16 protein-coding genes and 1 pseudogene are annotated in these 16,233 nt (G+C 72.5%); 15 read left to right on the top strand and 2 right to left on the bottom strand.

Annotation, left to right across the window (positions count from 1 at the left end):
* Positions 1-20: 20 nt before the first annotated feature.
* From ACFVTC_RS20240 to ACFVTC_RS20210, 7 genes are read left to right on the top strand one after another with little or no spacing between them, the layout of a single operon-like run.
* A complete protein-coding gene (locus tag ACFVTC_RS20240) occupies positions 21-794 on the top strand; it encodes an SDR family NAD(P)-dependent oxidoreductase (RefSeq protein WP_390128783.1) in 774 nt (257 codons plus the stop codon).
* A 31-nt stretch (positions 795-825) separates the two neighbouring features.
* Positions 826-1,563 carry a FadR/GntR family transcriptional regulator gene (locus tag ACFVTC_RS20235; protein ID WP_390128781.1) on the top strand — a complete coding sequence of 246 codons (738 nt, stop codon included), beginning with the start codon at positions 826-828 and terminating at the stop codon, positions 1,561-1,563.
* Positions 1,560-2,705 (top strand): galactonate dehydratase, encoded by a 1,146-nt coding sequence (dgoD, locus tag ACFVTC_RS20230; protein WP_390128779.1) that lies wholly within the window; start codon positions 1,560-1,562, stop codon positions 2,703-2,705. The genes ACFVTC_RS20235 and dgoD overlap by 4 nt, the downstream gene beginning before the upstream one ends.
* A gap of 2 nt (positions 2,706-2,707) precedes the next feature.
* Positions 2,708-3,520 (top strand): hypothetical protein, encoded by an 813-nt coding sequence (locus ACFVTC_RS20225; RefSeq protein WP_390128777.1) that lies wholly within the window; start codon positions 2,708-2,710, stop codon positions 3,518-3,520.
* 31 nt (positions 3,521-3,551) lie between these two features.
* Positions 3,552-4,184 (top strand): bifunctional 4-hydroxy-2-oxoglutarate aldolase/2-dehydro-3-deoxy-phosphogluconate aldolase, encoded by a 633-nt coding sequence (locus ACFVTC_RS20220; protein WP_390128774.1) that lies wholly within the window; start codon positions 3,552-3,554, stop codon positions 4,182-4,184.
* The gene (locus tag ACFVTC_RS20215) at positions 4,181-5,080 is read left to right on the top strand and encodes an SMP-30/gluconolactonase/LRE family protein (protein WP_390128773.1); all 900 of its coding nucleotides are present in this window, start codon (positions 4,181-4,183) and stop codon (positions 5,078-5,080) included. Before ACFVTC_RS20220 ends, ACFVTC_RS20215 begins: the two co-directional genes overlap by 4 nt.
* Positions 5,077-6,099, top strand: a complete 1,023-nt coding sequence (locus ACFVTC_RS20210) for a sugar kinase (protein WP_390128771.1) — start codon at positions 5,077-5,079, stop codon at positions 6,097-6,099. The genes ACFVTC_RS20215 and ACFVTC_RS20210 overlap by 4 nt, the downstream gene beginning before the upstream one ends.
* A 210-nt stretch (positions 6,100-6,309) precedes the next feature.
* Here the strand turns inward: ACFVTC_RS20210 and ACFVTC_RS20205 are convergent, their stop codons facing one another.
* On the bottom strand, positions 6,310-7,710 hold the full coding sequence (locus ACFVTC_RS20205; protein ID WP_390128769.1) for a pyridoxal phosphate-dependent decarboxylase family protein: 1,401 nt from the start codon (positions 7,708-7,710) through the stop codon (positions 6,310-6,312).
* Between the two features lie 228 nt (positions 7,711-7,938).
* On the opposite strand from ACFVTC_RS20205, the gene ACFVTC_RS20200 reads away from it, so the two are divergent.
* Both ACFVTC_RS20200 and ACFVTC_RS20195 read left to right on the top strand, forming a co-directional pair.
* Positions 7,939-8,643 (top strand): DUF2470 domain-containing protein, encoded by a 705-nt coding sequence (locus tag ACFVTC_RS20200; RefSeq protein ID WP_390128768.1) that lies wholly within the window; start codon positions 7,939-7,941, stop codon positions 8,641-8,643.
* Between the two features lie 292 nt (positions 8,644-8,935).
* Complete coding sequence (locus ACFVTC_RS20195; RefSeq protein WP_390128767.1) at positions 8,936-10,207, top strand: MFS transporter; 1,272 nt, start codon at positions 8,936-8,938, stop codon at positions 10,205-10,207.
* Positions 10,208-10,554: 347 nt separating this feature from the next.
* Here the strand turns inward: ACFVTC_RS20195 and ACFVTC_RS20190 are convergent, their stop codons facing one another.
* Entirely contained in the window at positions 10,555-10,968 is a 414-nt protein-coding gene (locus ACFVTC_RS20190; RefSeq protein ID WP_390128764.1) for a hypothetical protein, read from the bottom strand.
* 80 nt (positions 10,969-11,048) lie between these two features.
* Here ACFVTC_RS20190 and ACFVTC_RS20185 point away from each other — a divergent pair.
* The 6 genes and pseudogenes from ACFVTC_RS20185 to ACFVTC_RS20160 form a co-directional block, all read left to right on the top strand.
* Positions 11,049-11,696, top strand: a pseudogene (locus ACFVTC_RS20185) (PQQ-binding-like beta-propeller repeat protein); the annotation flags it as partial.
* Positions 11,697-11,760: 64 nt separating this feature from the next.
* Positions 11,761-12,036 carry a hypothetical protein gene (locus ACFVTC_RS20180; RefSeq protein WP_390128762.1) on the top strand — a complete coding sequence of 92 codons (276 nt, stop codon included), beginning with the start codon at positions 11,761-11,763 and terminating at the stop codon, positions 12,034-12,036.
* 369 nt (positions 12,037-12,405) lie between these two features.
* Positions 12,406-12,987: a TMEM165/GDT1 family protein gene (locus tag ACFVTC_RS20175; RefSeq protein WP_390128761.1), complete on the top strand. Its 582-nt coding sequence runs from the start codon at positions 12,406-12,408 to the stop codon at positions 12,985-12,987.
* A 195-nt stretch (positions 12,988-13,182) separates the two neighbouring features.
* Positions 13,183-13,356 carry a hypothetical protein gene (locus ACFVTC_RS20170; protein WP_390128759.1) on the top strand — a complete coding sequence of 58 codons (174 nt, stop codon included), beginning with the start codon at positions 13,183-13,185 and terminating at the stop codon, positions 13,354-13,356.
* 260 nt (positions 13,357-13,616) lie between these two features.
* Positions 13,617-14,624: a LacI family DNA-binding transcriptional regulator gene (locus ACFVTC_RS20165; RefSeq protein WP_168531458.1), complete on the top strand. Its 1,008-nt coding sequence runs from the start codon at positions 13,617-13,619 to the stop codon at positions 14,622-14,624.
* A gap of 274 nt (positions 14,625-14,898) precedes the next feature.
* Positions 14,899-16,233, top strand: coding sequence for an ABC transporter substrate-binding protein (locus ACFVTC_RS20160; RefSeq protein ID WP_390128757.1), 1,335 nt, complete (start codon positions 14,899-14,901; stop codon positions 16,231-16,233).

Below are 16,233 nucleotides of genomic sequence, written 5' to 3'. Positions count from 1 at the left end.
CGAAGGAGCCGTAACCCACGATGGACCAGCCCGTACGAGGCGGCGGTGCCCGCTTCACCGGCCGCACGGCCGTGGTCACCGGGGCCGCCTCCGGCATCGGAGCCGCCACCGCCGCACGCCTCGCCCAGGAGGGAGCCGCCGTCGTGCTCGTCGACATCGACGAGGACCGGGGCCGTGGCGAGGCGGAACGGATCACCGAGGACGGCGGCCGGGCCCGCTTCGTCACCGCGGACGTCGCCGCCGAGGACGACTGGCACCGCGTCGTCGCCGCAGCCCACTCCTTCGGACCCGTCGACGTCCTGGTCAGCAACGCCTACACCGTCGACGTCCACCCCGCCCATGAACTCACCCTCGCCTCCTGGCGGCGGCAGCTCGACGTCAACCTCACTGCGGGCTTCCTCGGGGTCCGCGCAGTCCTTCCCGACCTGCGCGACCGGGGCGGCGCGATCGTCCTCACCTCGTCCGTCCACGCCCACAAGGGCATCCCCGGACATCCCGCCTACGCCGCGTCCAAGGGCGCCCTGCTGTCCCTGTGCGGCCAGCTCGCCGTCGAGTACGGGCCCGAGGTCCGCGTCAACGCCGTCCTGCCGGGACCGATCCTCACGGCCGCCTGGGACCGCGTACCGCCCGAGGACCGGGAACGCAGCGTCGCCGAGACGGCGGCCCGCCGCTTCGGCACCCCCGCGGAAGTGGCCGCGGCCATCGCGTTCCTCGGCTCCGACGAGGCCTCCTACGTCACCGGGTCGCACCTGGTCGTCGACGGCGGCTGGAGCGTCCTGAAGGCCTCCGCATGACCGAGCCCCGACCACTGAAAGGCTGTACGACATGACGCCCTACGCCCGCCGCGGCGTGCACGGTCAGACCGTGGAGTTCCTCGCACGCCGCATCCTCGGTGGCGAGATCCCCGAGGGGGCCACGCTCGACCTCGTGGCGTTGCAGCGTGAGCTGGACGTCAGCCTCACCGCCCTGCGCGAGTCCCTCAAGGTCCTCGCAGCCAAGGGCATGGTCGACGCCCGGCAGAAACGCGGCACGTTCGTGCGCTCCCGCTCCGACTGGAACCTGCTCGACGCCGACGTGCTGCGCTGGCAGATCCAGGGCGCCGGTTCCGCCGAGGCCGACCTCGGCCTGCTGCGCAACCTCGCCGAAGTACGCGCCATCGTCGAACCGGCCGCGGTCCGGCTGGCCGCCGAGCGCCGTACCGACGCCGACCTCACCGCCCTGGAGGACGCCCTGACGGCGATGGGGGAGGACGGCACCGGTGCCGCCCACGCCGTCGAGTCCGACCTCGCCTTCCACCGCGCCCTGCTCGCCGCGACCCACAACGAACTCCTGGAACGCATGGAGGTGGTGATCGAGTCGGGACTCGCCCACCGCGACAGCATCGTGCACAGCGCTCCGCACAGCGAGGACCCCGTACCCGCCCACCGCGCCGTCCTGGACGCCGTACGCGACCGGGACCCGCGGGCCGCCGAGGCGGCCATGCGCGCCCTGCTCGACCAGGCCGGACGCGACCTGGACCGGATCGGCGGACCCGACGACCCGAAAGGCACCGGTGGCCGGTGAAGATCACACGCGTCGAAACCTTCCTCGTACCGCCGCGCTGGCTGTTCTGCCGCGTGGAGACCGACGAGGGCGTGACCGGCTGGGGTGAACCCGTCGTCGAGGGCCGCGCCGAACTGGTGCGGACCGCCGTCGAGGTCCTCTCCGAATACCTCCTGGGCCAGGACCCGCTCCGTATCCAGGACCACTGGCAGGTCCTCACCAAGGGCGGCTTCTACCGGGGCGGCCCGGTCCTGTCCAGCGCCGTCGCCGGACTCGACCAGGCGCTGTGGGACATCGCGGGCAAGACCTACGGCGCCCCCGTGCACGCCCTGCTCGGCGGCCCCGTGCGCGACCGGGTCCGGGTCTACGCCTGGGTGGGCGGTGACGAACCCGCCGAACTCACCGAGCAGATCAGCGCGCAGGTGGAGGCCGGATTCACCGCCGTGAAGATGAACGGCGCCGGACGCGTCGGGCCGGCCGCCACGATGGCCGAGACCGCGGCGGTCGTCGCCCGCGTGGCGGCGGCCCGTGACGTCCTCGGACCCGACCGGGACGTCGCCGTCGACTTCCACGGCCGTTTCACCGCCGCCAACGCCCGCCGCGTCCTGAACGAACTCGCACCCCTGCACCCCCTGTTCGTCGAGGAACCGGTCCTCCCAGAGCAGAACCACCTGCTGGCCGGACTCGTCGGCGCGAGCCCGGTGCCGCTGGCCACCGGCGAACGCCTGTACTCCCGAGCCGAGTTCCTCGCCCCGCTCACCGCCGGCATCGCCGTCGCCCAGCCCGACCTCTCCCACGCCGGGGGCATCTCCGAGGTCCACCGCATCGCCTCCCTCGCCGAGACCTACGGCGCACACCTCGCCCCGCACTGCCCCCTCGGCCCGATCGCCCTCGCAGCCAGCCTCCAAGTCGCCTTCGCCACACCCAACTTCCTCATCCAGGAACAGAGCAGGGGCATCCACTACAACAAGGACGCCGACCTGCTCTCGTACGTCGTCGACCCCGAGCCCTTCCGATTCGTCGACGGGCACGCACCACGCGGTACCGCGCCGGGCCTCGGCGTCACCGTCGACGAGGCCGCCGTCCGCGCCGCCGACCGCGCCGGCCACGCCTGGCGCAACCCCGTGTGGCGGCACCCCGACGGCTCCTTCGCGGAGTGGTGAGCATGCCGCTGGACATCGTCACCGACCCACTGCACGGCGGCCGGTGGACCTCACTCGCGGCATCCGGCCGCGAGTGGCTCTGGCATCGGCCCGACCCCGCGCGCCAACAGGCCCTTCCCGGCTCGGCGTTCGTGGACGCGGGCGGCCTGGAGGAGTGCGTACCCACCGTCCGCGGCACCCCGGACCACGGGGACGTCTGGTCCCGGCCCTGGACCCGGCAGGGCGCCGCCGAGTCCGTACGCCACGCGGACTTCACCCTCCGCCGTACGCTCCGTGCCACGGCCGGGGGAGCCGAGGCCGACTACGTCCTCACCGCCGAGCCGGGCTACCGCTTCGTCTGGGCCGCGCACGCCCTGCTCGACCTGTCGGCCGCGGCCACCCTGCACCTGCCCCACGGGGCGCCCACCCGGTTGTTCCCGGAGGCCGCCGCGCTCGTCGACGGCCCCTGGCCGGACGGCGCCCCGTGGATCACCGGCGCCTGGCCGGCCCCGCACGGAGTGCCGCTGGACCGGCTCGGGCCCGACGACGGCACCGCCGTGGGAGCCGTCGTCGACGCCCGGCAGGTCTGCGTCCACGACGGGCCCGACCGCCTCCACCTCGCCCTGACCACCGAGGAACAGCCGGTGTCGGTCGCCCTGTGGCGCAACCTCGGCGGTTTCCCCCGGCACGCCCCCTACCGCAGCACCGGCGTCGAACCCATGCTCGGCCGCGTCTTCGACCTCGCCGAGGCAGGACCCGACGACGCCGCCCGCGTCCCCGCCTCCGGCGAGGTGCGCTGGCGCCTCACCCTCGGCACCGCCTGCCGCTGCCGCTGAACACCGCAGTCGAGACTAGGAGTTCCCTACCGTGGATCTGCAAGCCGCCCTGGCCGCCCGCCGGTTGCTGGCCATCGTGCGCGGAGGCGACGCGGACGCCGCGCTGCGCACGGTGCTGGCCCTCGCCGAGGAGGGAGTCGACCTCATCGAGGTCTCCCTGAGCGGAACGGACGCCCTCACCGTCATCGAGCGGGCCCGGCACGCGCTCGGACCCGACGCGCTCCTGGGCGCCGGGACGGTGCTGAGCGCCGACGACGCCCACGCCGCACACCGTGCGGGAGCCACCTTCGTGGTGACACCGGGACTCGGCGACGGCGTCCGCGCGGCCCGCGACCTGGGCCTGCCGGTCCTCGCAGGGGTGCTGACCCCGACCGACGTCATCGCCGCCGGCGCGCTCGGAGCCGAGGCCCTGAAACTGTTCCCCGCCGCACCCTTCGGCGGAGCGGACTACCTCAAGGCCCTGCGCGGCCCGTTCCCCGACGTGCCGTTCGTCCCCGTCGGCGGGATCGACGAGTCCGCCGCGCACGCCTGCCTCACAGCCGGCGCGACAGCGGTCGGAGTCGGTTCACCCCTGGTCGGCGACGCCGCCGACGGAGGCAGTCTCGCCGCGCTCCGCGACCGGGCCCGCGCCTTCCGTGCCATCGCGGAGGAGTCCGGACGATGAGCACCCCCGCGCACGTCACCCGCCCCGACCGCCTGGAACTCGGCGAGGGCATCCGCTGGACGGGCGAGGAGGTCGTCCTCGTCGACCTCCTCGCCGGCCGCCTCCTCAGGGCGCCGAAGGACCCGGCCGGTCCTCTGGAGCCGCTGGCCCGACTCCCCTTCCCCGTAGGCGCGGTGGCCCCGGTGGCCGGGCGTCCCGGCACCTGGATCGCCGCCGCGGACACCGGCGTCTGCCTGCTGGCGCCCGACGGCGCGACCAACTGGCTGGCCCGGCCCGAGGACGGCGCGGCGGTCCGTACGCGCATGAACGACGCGGTCGCCGATCCCTCCGGCCGCTTCTGGGCGGGCAGTATGGGCTACGACGCCGACGAGAACGCCGGTTCGCTGTACCGGGTCGACCACGACGCCACCGTGGTCCGGGTCCTGGACGGCGTCACCGTCCCGAACGGGCCCGCCTTCACACCCGACGGCAAGGCCATGTACCTCGCCGACAGCGCCCGGGGAGTGATCCGGCGCCACCCGGTCGACCCGGACACCGGCGCCCTCGGCACACCCGAGGTCTTCGCCGCGATGGACGACGGCAGCCCGGACGGCATGACCGTCGACGCCGAGGGCGCCCTGTGGGTCGCCGTGTGGGGGACCGGCACCGTACGCCGCTTCCTCGCGGACGGCACCCCCGACCGCGTCGTGCCCCTGCCCGCGAGCCTGCCCGCCGGAGTGTGTCTGGAGAACGACGTCCTGCACATCACCTCCGCCCGGGTGGGACTCGCCGATCCGCGTCCCGAGGACGGCGCCGTGTTCTCCGTCCGCGTGGACGTGCCCGGCCCGCCGACGCCCGCGTTCCGCCTCCACGACACCGCGCCCGTACCGCCGTTCCCGGTCGGGGGGCCCGCGTGACCGCGCCGTGGCGGCCCGCCCCCGGACCCGTCGTGTGCGTCGGGGAGACGATGGCGGCCCTGGCACCCGACCCGGTCGGCCCGCTGGAGGAGGCCGAGCACCTGCGCCTGACGGTGGCAGGGGCCGAGTCCAACGTCGCGATGTACCTGGCCGACCACGGCGTACCGGTGGCCTGGCTCTCCGCCCTCGGCGACGACGCGCCCGGCCGACGCGTGCGGGCCGCCGTCGCAGCCGCCGGTGTCGACGTCACCCACGTCCGCACCGACCCCGACCGACCCACCGGCCTGCTCCTCAAGTCCCCCCACCGGGACGGAACCCACGTCCACTACTACCGTTCCGGGTCGGCCGCCTCCGCCCTCGGGCCCGCCCTGCTGGACACCCGGCCCGTACGCGCCGCGTCCCTCCTGCACCTCAGCGGGATCACCCCGGCGCTGTCCCCGTCCTGCCGGGACCTGGTGAGCCGCGCGCTCGCCCCCGCACCCGCCGAACGGCCGTACGCCGTCAGCTTCGACGTCAACCACCGCCCCGCCCTGTGGCACGACGACACGGCGGCCACCGTCCTGCGGGACCTGGCCGACCGCGCGGACGTCGTCTTCGTCGGCCTGGACGAGGCCCAGAACCTGTGGGGTGCCGGCCTCACGGCCGCCGGTGTACGGGAGTTGCTGCCGCACCCGCGGATCGTCGTCGTCAAGGACGGCGCCGACTGCGCCACCGCCGCCGTACGGGACGGAGACGTGGTCGTGGTCCCGGCGCTGCGCACGCCGGTGGTCGAAGCCGTCGGCGCGGGCGACGCCTTCGCCGCGGGATTCCTGGCCGGTCTGCTCCGCGGCGAGACCCTGACACGCGCCCTGCGCCTCGGCCACATCACGGCCGTCTCCGCCCTCGGGGTGACCGGCGACCACGGGCCGCTGCCCGGCCCGGAGGCCGTACGGCGGCTTCTCGACCTGTCCGCCGGGGAGTGGGCGCGGGTGACGCGGGCGCAGGACGCCCACCGCGAGGAGCGGCAGCCGGGCCGCTGAGGCGAAGAGGGTCCGCCGCACCTGGTACCGCCTGCGGCGAGTGTCACGAGCAGATCGGGGCGGGGAGCGTCCGGGGTGGTCGGCGGCAGGCACCCGCCGGTGACGCGCGCCCCGTGCCGCGACACCGGGCACGCTCGACCGTCGCGCGCGGGAGGAACCGCCGGGTGAGGGGTGGCCGTGAGGATCCTCGCCGGTCCTCAGGAACGCCGGCTACGAGACCGGTGCCGTCGCGTCGGTGATCGCCATGAGGGCGCGTTCCATGTCCGGCTGTGTCGTGCGCCAGTTGCTGAACGCCGCGCGCAGGGCGGGCACGTGACCGTAGACGGTCGGGGTGACGAAGACTTCACCCGTGGCGGCGATGGCACGGGCGGCGGCCTGGAGACGGTCGGGTGTCGGATCGTCGGCGAGGGTGAAGCAGACGGTGTTGAGGCGTACGGGCGCCACCAGCCGCAGGTGCGGGACGCCGGTGACGGCGTCGCCGAGACGCCGGGCGAGACCGGTGTTGCGGGCGACGATCTCGCGATGCCCGTCCCGGCCGTAGGCGACCAGGGAGAACCAGGCGGTCAGGGCCCGCAGCCGCCGGGAGTTCTCCGGAGTGAGGTGCAGGAAGTCCGGGTCGGGGAGGGAGGGCGGACCCAGGTAGGGCGAGGAGTTGTGGAAGACCCGGACCTGAAGGTCCTGTCGCCTGGTGAACACCACCGCGCTGTCATAGGGGACGTTGAACCACTTGTGGAGGTCCAGGCAGACGGAGTCCGCGGCGTCCAGGCCGTCGGTCAGGTGGGAGTGGGAGGGGAGCAGCGCGGCGAAGGCCCCGAAGGCGCCGTCGACATGCAGCCAGAAGCTGTGCCGTTCCTTGAGCGCCGCGATCGCGCGCAGGTCGTCGAAGTCGACCGTGTCGACGGTTCCGGCGTTGGCGACGACGATGGCGGGCCGGCCGTCCATCCTCTCCAGCGCGTCCGCCAGAGCGGCGACGTCGACTGCCTCACGGTTCCCGGGCAGGAGCGGGACCCGCCGTACGCTCGCGCGGCCGAGGCCCAGGACGGACGTGGCCTTCCCGATGCTGGAGTGCGGTGCACCGGACAGCACCGTGACCGGGCCGAGCGCGGCCACGCCGTCGTCGGCGACGGACACGTTCCGCTGTTCCCCCAGCCACTCGCGCCCGATGGCCAGGCCCACCGTGTTCGACATGGTCGCACCGGTGACGAACGCCCCGCTGTGGGCCTCGCTCAGCCCGAACAGCTCGCGCAGCCAGGCCAACGTCTCCCGTTCGAGTGCGGCGGCGGACGATCCGACACCGCTGCCGACGTTCTGGTCGTACACGCCGGTGAGCCAGTCGGCGACGAGGGCGGCGGGTGTCGCGCCACCGGTCACGAAACCGAGGTAGCGCGGCCCCGCGCTGCCGGAGAAGCCCGGCGACCACCGCTCGGCGAAACGGGCCAGCGCGCCTTCGGTGCCCGTGCCCTCCGCGGGAAGCGGCTGCGGCTCCGGGGCGGGGGCGAGCCGCGCGGCGGGGCGGGCGTCGACCGCCGCCAGCTCCCGGCCCGCCAACTCACCCACCGACCGGAGCAGTTCCGTGAGGCGCGCGCGGTCTTCGGCGAGTACGGGATGCATGGCGGTCCTCCGGGGTCGTGTCGGGGCACAGTAACCGCAAAGTGACGGCGTGCCTCCGACCCCGCCCGCTCGGTCGGGTCGGCCCGGTGAGCGGGGCGGCCGTCCGGGTACGGAGCGCGTGCGGGGGAGTGTCCTGCCTGTCATTTTGGCATTAGGTGAGGCTTACCTAAGTAGCTGGCTGGACCGCTTCGACCTCGCCGACCGCTTCCCCCGCCCTGGAGAACCCGTATGCGTCCCTACAGCGCCCGCGTCACACGGCCGACCCCCGCCGAGCGCGTGCAGTCCGTCCTGTACGCGGCCCAGTCCATGACCGTGGTGAGCGACGGGAGTCATGCCGAGGTCCACCGCCTCGACGGCACCGGTGCGACGGGCCGCGTCCACCTTCACACTCCGGCGGAAAGCGCCCCGGCCGGGGCCGGTCCGCGCGTTCCGGTCCGGCTCGAGTTCACCGACATCGCACCCACGGCCGTACGCGACCGGTTGCGTGCCCGCGTCACCCTCAACGGGCTGCTCGCGGCCCCGTACGGAAGCGGGTCACCCCGAAGTGCCTGTATGGAGTTCGGGCAGGCGGTCATCGAGGACGGTGAGGGCCGTCGGTTCGTCACACTGGACGAACTCCAGGCGGTCGGCCCGGACCCGATGGCCACGAGCGAGGCGAGCATGCTGACGCACCTCGTGGACAGCCACGAGGAACTCGTCCCGCTCCTGGTACGCCTCGTGCGGCCGCGGCCGGTGAGAGGCATGATCCGTGCGGTTCCCCTGGCCGTCGACCGCTACGGCGTGACTCTGCGCCTGGAGTACCCCACCGCACACCGCGATGTCCGGCTGCCGTTCGCCACGCCTGTCGGCGACATCGACCAGGCCGGCCCCAGGATCCGCGCCCTGCTGGCCACGGCCCGACGCGTCTCCCACCACAGCCGCCTGTTCGCCTGACGCAGGCCCCATTCCCGGTCGGTGAGTTCACAGGTGAGGGGGAGGGGCGGGGCCCGCCCCTCCGGCACCGGCGCAGAAGGCCGCGAGGTGGAGTGACGTAGGTCATGATGTGGCCCGCTCGATCCCGGAATGCGCGGGTCCCCGACACTGTTGCCGCGTTGAGGGCCCTGCCCTGTTCCGAGGGGATGCCGGGCAATGGTGCCCGCCAGGTGACGGGAGCTGGACACGATCCAGGCCCTTCCTGCTGCTCCCCGGTTCCTGGATCGCTGTCTTCGAAGGGTTCTTCTGCGCCATGCCACTTGCCCTGCTGGCCCTGGCTGTCGTCGCGTTCGGTATCGGTACGACCGAGTTCGCCACCATGGGGCTGCTGCCCCAGATCGCCGACGGTGTCGGTGTGTCGGTACCGCACGCCGGCAACCTCGTGTCGGCCTACGCGCTCGGTGTCGTCGTGGGCGCGCCCGTACTGACGGGCATCGGTGCGCGCGTCCCCCACAAGCGGCTGCTGCTGCTTCTGTCCGGGCTGTTCGTGATCGGCAATCTCGCGTCCGCTCTCGCACCCGGCTTCGGCCTGTTGTTCGCCGCGCGTTTTCTGGCGGGTCTGCCGCACGGCGCACTGTTCGGCGTGGGCGCCGTCGTGGCCTCACGGCTGGTCGCGCCCGATCGGGCCGCGCGCGCGGTTTCGAAAATGTTCCTGGGTCTCACCGTCGCGAACATCGTCGGCGTCCCGGCCGGAACGATCCTCGGGCAGCAGCTGGGCTGGCGGTGGGCCTACGCCGCCGTCGCCGTCATCGGCCTCATCGCGCTCGCTTCGCTGGCCCTGTTCGTGCCTCATCAGCCGCGCGGCCGGCAAGCGGGCATCGGGCACGAGCTACGGGCTATGGGGAACAGGCAGGTGGCGATCGGTCTGGCCACGGCGGTGGTCGGATTCGGCGGATTCTTCGCCGTCTACAGCTATCTGGTTCCCATGTTGACGAACCTGACGGGCATCTCCGACTCCTCGACCACCCTGGTCCTCGCGCTCTACGGCGTCGGTATGACGCTGGGCACGCTGGTCGCGGGCCCCCTCACGGACCGCGCCCTGCGTCCGACGCTGTACGCGGGGCTCACCCTGCTCGCCGCGGCACTGGTGGCGTTCTACTTCACCGTCCACAGCACCGTGCCGGCCCTGGTCACGATCACCTTCATCGGCGCGGTGGGATCCCTCATCACCACACCCGTCCAGATGCTGCTCATGGCCAAGGCGAAGGACGCTCCCACCATGGCCGCGGCCTCCAACCACTCCGCCTTCAACCTGGCCAACGCGGGCGGCGCCTGGCTCGGCGGCCTGGCCATCTCGGCGGGCTGGGGCTGGGCCTCGCCCAATCTGGTCGGTGCGGCTCTCGCGCTGGCGGGCCTCGGCCTGGCCTTCACCGGCGGGTTCATGGACCGGGGCAGCCCTGGCTCCGTAGTGATCACCTCGTCCGGCGGCGAAGAACCGAAGGCGGCCGGACCGGACTCGGCCCAGGGCGTGGACGTGCCGTCCCCCACCGCCCGGTCAGCGGAGGCTCCCCGGAACCTGGGCTAGGGCGTGTTGCGAGAGTCCCGTCGTCCGCCCGCAGGGCGGGCTTCGCGGCGTCCGGTGCGTGCTCTCGGTGTGCCGGGCGGAAGCCCGCGTACGGGACGTACCCGGGTTTTGGCCCGGTGCGGCGAGTGGGGGCACCTCCCACGCCCTCGAGGCAGTGGGGGAGCGTGCCGGGCGTCGCGAGGCAGGCGGGACACCACCACGTGAACGAGGTCGATCCGGCGTCGTGACCGGGAAGCTCCACCCGCGCGGGTCGGCCTTCGGTAGACCGGTCCAGGACCGGTGTCCCGACGACGGCCTCCACCATATTGCGGGGAGGACCGGCCTCGACGAAGCAGCGGGGCCGGGTCCTACGCCCGCTGCCCCGGCGCCCGGACCGCCAGCCACGCGCACAGCGCGGCCAGCGGCAGCTCGGCGCAGAGCGCCATCGCTGCGGCCGTGGCGAGATCGCTCCCCGCGGCCGCCGTCGTGGTGTCGAACCAGGCGTCGATCACGAGCAGGGTGGCGACCGCGGTGGCCGCCAAGGGATGCCGCCGGTCGCCGCGGGCAGCGAGGACGCCGGTGGCGATCAGGCCGACCGCCTCGAGCGCGTCGAGGCCCACCCACGCGACCGGCCAGTGCGCAGCGGTCGCGGTGTCCGGCAGCCCAGTCGCCAGCACGTACAGCCAGGGCAGCAGAACGAACCCGCACACGACCAGCAGCCACCCGGCCCGGCCGACCAGCCGCGAGCCCGGCTCCGGCCCGTCCTCCGCCCGCTTCGACACATCCGGCCCGGCCTCCGCCCGCTTCGACACCTCCGGCCGGGCACAGCCGTGCGGCGGAGCAGCCTGCGCACACGCGTCGCCTTCTGTTCGGCTGGCAGGAGGACGACGCCGTGTACGCGGGCACCGCGCACCGTGCGGTCCAGCGGCTGTCGAAGGCGACCGGCACGATCGAGGCCACCTACACCTGCGACAGCGCGGTCTACTCGTGCGCCACCTCGCCGAGCGGACGTTTCGTCTTCGCCGGTGACGCGGCGTCGTCCGTCTACTGCTTCGACCGGGACGGGACACGACTGTGGAAGCTCGGCACGGGCGGTGGCTCGGCGCTGTCGATGCAATACCGCGACGAGCGGCTGTATCTCGTGACCACGGACGGCTCGTTGGTGTGCGTGGACGCGAGCGAGTCCGCGGTCGCCGCGGCCCAGCAGGGGACGGTGCCGGTGGCACGGGACGTCAAGCTCGCCGCGGCCCTGCCGGCTTACGCACCGGCCACCGCCGTGGACGCGGTGACCACCGTCACCCATGCCCCGCCCGGGGCGATCGTCGTCGAGTGCGTGAGTACGAGCGGCCGCCTGCGCGTGCACGTGGTGTCCGAGGGCTACGACACGTCCTGGAACGTGCAGTTCCCGCGGACCATACGGGAGCCCGGGGCGCGCTACGTCGTGGACGCCCTGCACACGGCGGCGGGCGGCTTCTACCGCGTCCGCGGAGACATCAGGCGACTGCTGTGACCGGGGCCCGCCGAGTACCTCGGGCGAGCCCCCGTTGTCAGTGGTGCCTGGAATCCTGGGGCGTATGGACAGGGACGAGGAGTTGCTGCGCGGCCGGGTCTACGGCGTGGACCACGACGATCCCCGGCGGGGCCCTCGGCCGGGCCACGTCTACGGCCAGCTGGTCGGCGGTCCGCTGGACGGGCTGCTGCTCGACATCACCGGCTGGACACCGGAGGAGACCGGCACCGGCGTCGCGCTCGAGACGGAGCTGGGGCGGTTCGGTGCCGGCGGGCGCGCGATATACGACCCGCGCCCCGGCGACGGTACCCGCTGGGACTGGTCGGGCGACACTCCCTGACCGCGATGCGGTCTTCGCCCGAGCCGACAGGAGCCCGGCCACGCCCACCCGCGCCCGGCCACGCCCACCCGTGTCTGCCGCGTGGCCAGGCTCCCTCGCGGCCGGGACGGGCGGTGGGGAGCGCCTGTTAGGCTGAAGAGCAGCGAAGGGGAGTAGTCCCGAGAACCGCTGGTCGACACACTGGGAACCCTAGGGAGCCCCGGCCACCGGGCCACCGCACTCAGTGCGGGGCGGACGAGACCTTCGGCCAGGCATGACCAGGCCCGCATCCATGTGGGCCGCTCCGTCGTGCCGGGCCGAGTGGTTCCTCCCGTCGCCCCGTGGGTGCCGTACGAGCCGTCGGCCCGGCCCCCAGCAGAAAGCAAGGGAATGACCTTCGACCCCCTGGCGCTCATCACCGCCTTCGGGCTGATCTTCCTCGCAGAGCTCCCTGACAAGACCATGTTCGCCTCACTGGCCATGGGCACCAGGATGCGGCCCCTGTACGTGTGGTTCGGCACCTCCACCGCCTTCATCGTGCATGTCGCCATCGCCGTCGGCGCCGGCAGTCTGCTCGGCATGCTTCCGGGCATGGCCGTCAAGCTCGTCTCCGCCGCCCTGTTCGCGTTCGGCGCGTTCGTCCTGCTGCGTGGGGGAGACGATGACGACGAGGACGGCAGCGCGAAGACCGTGACCGGCTTCTGGCCCGTCTACACCACCGCCTTCATGGCCGTCTTCATCAGTGAATGGGGAGACCTCACCCAGATCACCACGGCCAACCTGGCCGCCACCAACGGCTGGCTGCCCACCGCCATCGGCTCGGCCCTCGCCCTGATGTCGGTCTCCGCGCTGGCCCTGCTGGTGGGCCGTTTCATCGCCCAGCGCGTCCCCCTGAAGAACGTCCAGCGCGTCGGCGCCGTGTGCATGGCCGGACTCGCCGTCTGGACCCTGGTCGAAGCCTTCACCGGCTGAGACATCCGCCGGACGGGCGAGCGGGACACCGGCCGGGGTTCAGGCGGCCGGTCGTACAGGAGCGGCCGTCCAGGAGGGGGTGCCGTCGGACACGCGTCCCGACCCACCCCCTCTGCCGGAGTCGGCCGGTCGGTCACGGTCGGTCACGACCGCAAGGCGGCCGGTGGAGGCCGCGCGATCGCCTCACAGGACCAGGTGGCGTTGGAGGTCCTGCGGACGGGAGCCTTCGCCGCGCCCCTCGGAGACCTGCCCGCGGGTCACGTCATGCGCGCCCACATCGCGACGTTCCTCGAGTTCCGCGACGGCCTGATCGTCGCCCGGCGCAACTACGACTGCTACGAACCCCTGAACCCGTCGGGCGCGCCCTGACCAGGCACGGGCTCGGGAGGGACCGCGCGGACCTCCCCGCGTCGAGCCCCCGCGGACGCCGGAACGCGCGGGCCGTCGGAAAGGGCCGGGGTTTCCCTGCGCCGAACCGGACGGCGGCTTCCCGGTGACGCCGGGAAGCCCACCGCGCCGCCGACGCCGTACGGCCGCGAGGAGACCTGACGTCGCGCGTTCGCGCCGGGCACAGGCATACTCGGGGCCCTGCGGGCGCATCGGCGTCCGCTGGCAGCAGGAGGTGGGCGATGGTCTCGTCGTCGGTGTCGGGGGAGCCCCGGAAAGTCACGATCCATGACGTCGCCCGGTCCGCCGGGGTGTCCCGGCAGACCGTGTCGAGGGCACTGAACGACAAGGACGAGATCGACGGTTCCACCAAACAGCGCGTCCTCGACGCCGCCCGCGCGCTCGGATACCGGCCGAGCCGGTTCGCCCGTGGTCTGGTCCGGCAGGACACCACCACCATCGGGCTGGTCATACCCGACCTGCTCAACCCCTTCTTCACCGAGGTCGCGGCGGCCGCCCTGGAGGCGGCCCGGGCACGCGGCTGGCACGTGGTCGTGTACGACACGGCGGACAGGGCCGAGGAGGAACGCGGCACACTCCAGGTGATCAGCTCGCAAGTGGACGCGGTCGTCGGATACTTCAGCTGCCCCGAGGACGAACTCCAGTTGTTCACCCGTGGCATGCCGGTGGTGCTCATCGGCCGTGAGCATCACACCGCGCGCTTCAGTTCGATCCGGATCGACGGCGAGGAGGGCGTCCACGCCGCGGTCGCGCATCTGGTCGCGGCGGGTCACACACGGATCGGCATGCTCGACCACCACGGTCGCGTCGACCCCAGCATCCGGCGCGAGTGGTTCACGACCGCCGCGGTATCGCACGGGATCGACGCTGACGTGGTCGTGGGCGCGGACCAGTCGGCCGACGGCGGTGGAGCGGCGCTCAGGGCCCTGCTCTACGCCCATCCCGACGTCACCGCCGTGTTCACCTTCAACGACATCATCGCGATCGGCGTCCTGCGCGAGGCGCGCCGGCTCGGCAGGAGCGTCCCGCAGGATCTGGCCGTGATCGGCTTCGACGGCCTGCAACTGGGCGCGCTCGTCGAACCCCCGCTCGCCAGCGTCGCCCTGGACACGCGCAAGCTCGGCGCGCTCGCCATCGAGCAGGTCGCACGGCTGCTGACCGGAGCGGACCCGCTGGCGGAGGACGAGCTCGTCGTCCGCGCCGAGCTGCGACTCGGCGGTTCCGCTTAACCTGCCGGACTCGTGCGCGACTCGAAAGTCTTGACACTCGAACACGCCGGAGCGCACACTTCCGAACACTTCACCGCGTTCCCGTGAGCGCTCCCGTGAACGTTCACGGGAACGCTCACGGGGCGCGTTGCAAGGTTGCTGAGTCCCACCACGGCGCCCGGCGTTCAGCGTCGACACCGTGATGTCCCACCATTCCAACCAGAAGGCTTCACGCCTGAGGTGTCAACGTCGACCCGCCTAGCGCCGTCGCTAGTCGTTCTCTGGAACGGAAGATATGAGCAACACAGTCACGCGCAACCGCCTCGCCGTCGTCGCTGCGGCAGCCGGTGTCGCCGTACTCGCCGGGTGCTCCTCGCCCGCTCCGTCGAGTGATGCATCCGCGGCCTCCTGCGAGCCCGCGAAGGGCAAGGTCACCCTCCAGTACTGGAACACCGTTCCGGGCATGGACAAGGTCGTCGCCCTGTGGAACAAGAAGAACCCGGACATCCAGGTTCAGATGAAGAACATCTCCAACGACCAGTACGGCACCATCGGCAACGCCCTCAAGGCGGGCAAGGCGCCGGAGCTCGCCCAGGTCGGCTACGACGAACTTCCCTTCCTGCGCACCCAGAACGCCTTCGTGGACGCCTCGGCCTGCTCGGCGGCCACGGCGGCCAAGTCGCAGTTCGTGCCCTGGACCTGGTCCCAGTCCAGCTTCGGCGGCACCGGCGTGTTCGCGTTCCCGCAGGACACCGGCCCGATGGCGCTCTACGTGCGCAGCGACATCTTCAAGAAGCACGGTCTGGACATCCCCAAGACCTGGGACGACTACGCGGCGGACGCGCAGAAGCTGCACAAGGCGGACCCCGGACTCAGCATCACCTTCTTCGATCCGAACAACGCCGAGGCGTTCAACGGACTGCTCTGGCAGAACAGCGCCCAGATGTACAAGTACGCCGGTGACAAGTGGCACGTCTCGGTCGCGTCCGACCAGAGCAAGCAGGTCGCCGACTACTGGCAGAAGCTGATCGACGCCAAGCTCGTGCGCACCGACCTCGCCCACGGTTCGACCCAGATGTACACGGCGTACCAGAAGAACCAGATCGCCAGCTACGTCGGCGCCGCCTGGGGCTACAGCATGTTCCGCGACAACCTGCCCGACCAGGCCGGCAAGTGGTCCATCGTCCCGATGCCGACCTGGGGTGCGAACGCCGCCTCCGGTGACTGGGGCGGTTCCACCGTCGCGTTCATGAAGGGCAACAAGCACCTGTACGAGTCGGTCAAGTTCAACTCCTGGCTGAACACCGACCCGGAGGCCCTCGCACTCGAGAACAAGCTGGGCGGCCTCTACCCGGCGGCCACCGCCGGTTCGAAGCTTCCCGCGCTCTCGCAGGGTGTCCCTTACTACAACAACGAGAAGATCTTCGACGTCTTCGCCGACTCGTCCAAGAACATCGACACCGACTTCTCCTGGGGCCCCACCCAGAAGACGGTGAACCTGTCGCTCCAGGACGCGATGGCCAAGGCGGCGGCGGGCAGCGGCACGCTCGGCGACGCGCTCTCGGCCGCCCAGGCGACGGCGCTGAAGTCGATGAAGGACCAGGCGATCCCGGCGACCGCGGGCAAGTGA

Source organism: Streptomyces sp. NPDC057950 (genome assembly GCF_042887295.1).
GTDB lineage: Bacteria > Actinomycetota > Actinomycetes > Streptomycetales > Streptomycetaceae > Streptomyces > Streptomyces kaempferi.
Note: the sequence above shows the minus strand (reverse complement) of the source record. Positions and strands in the feature narration are given on the sequence as shown.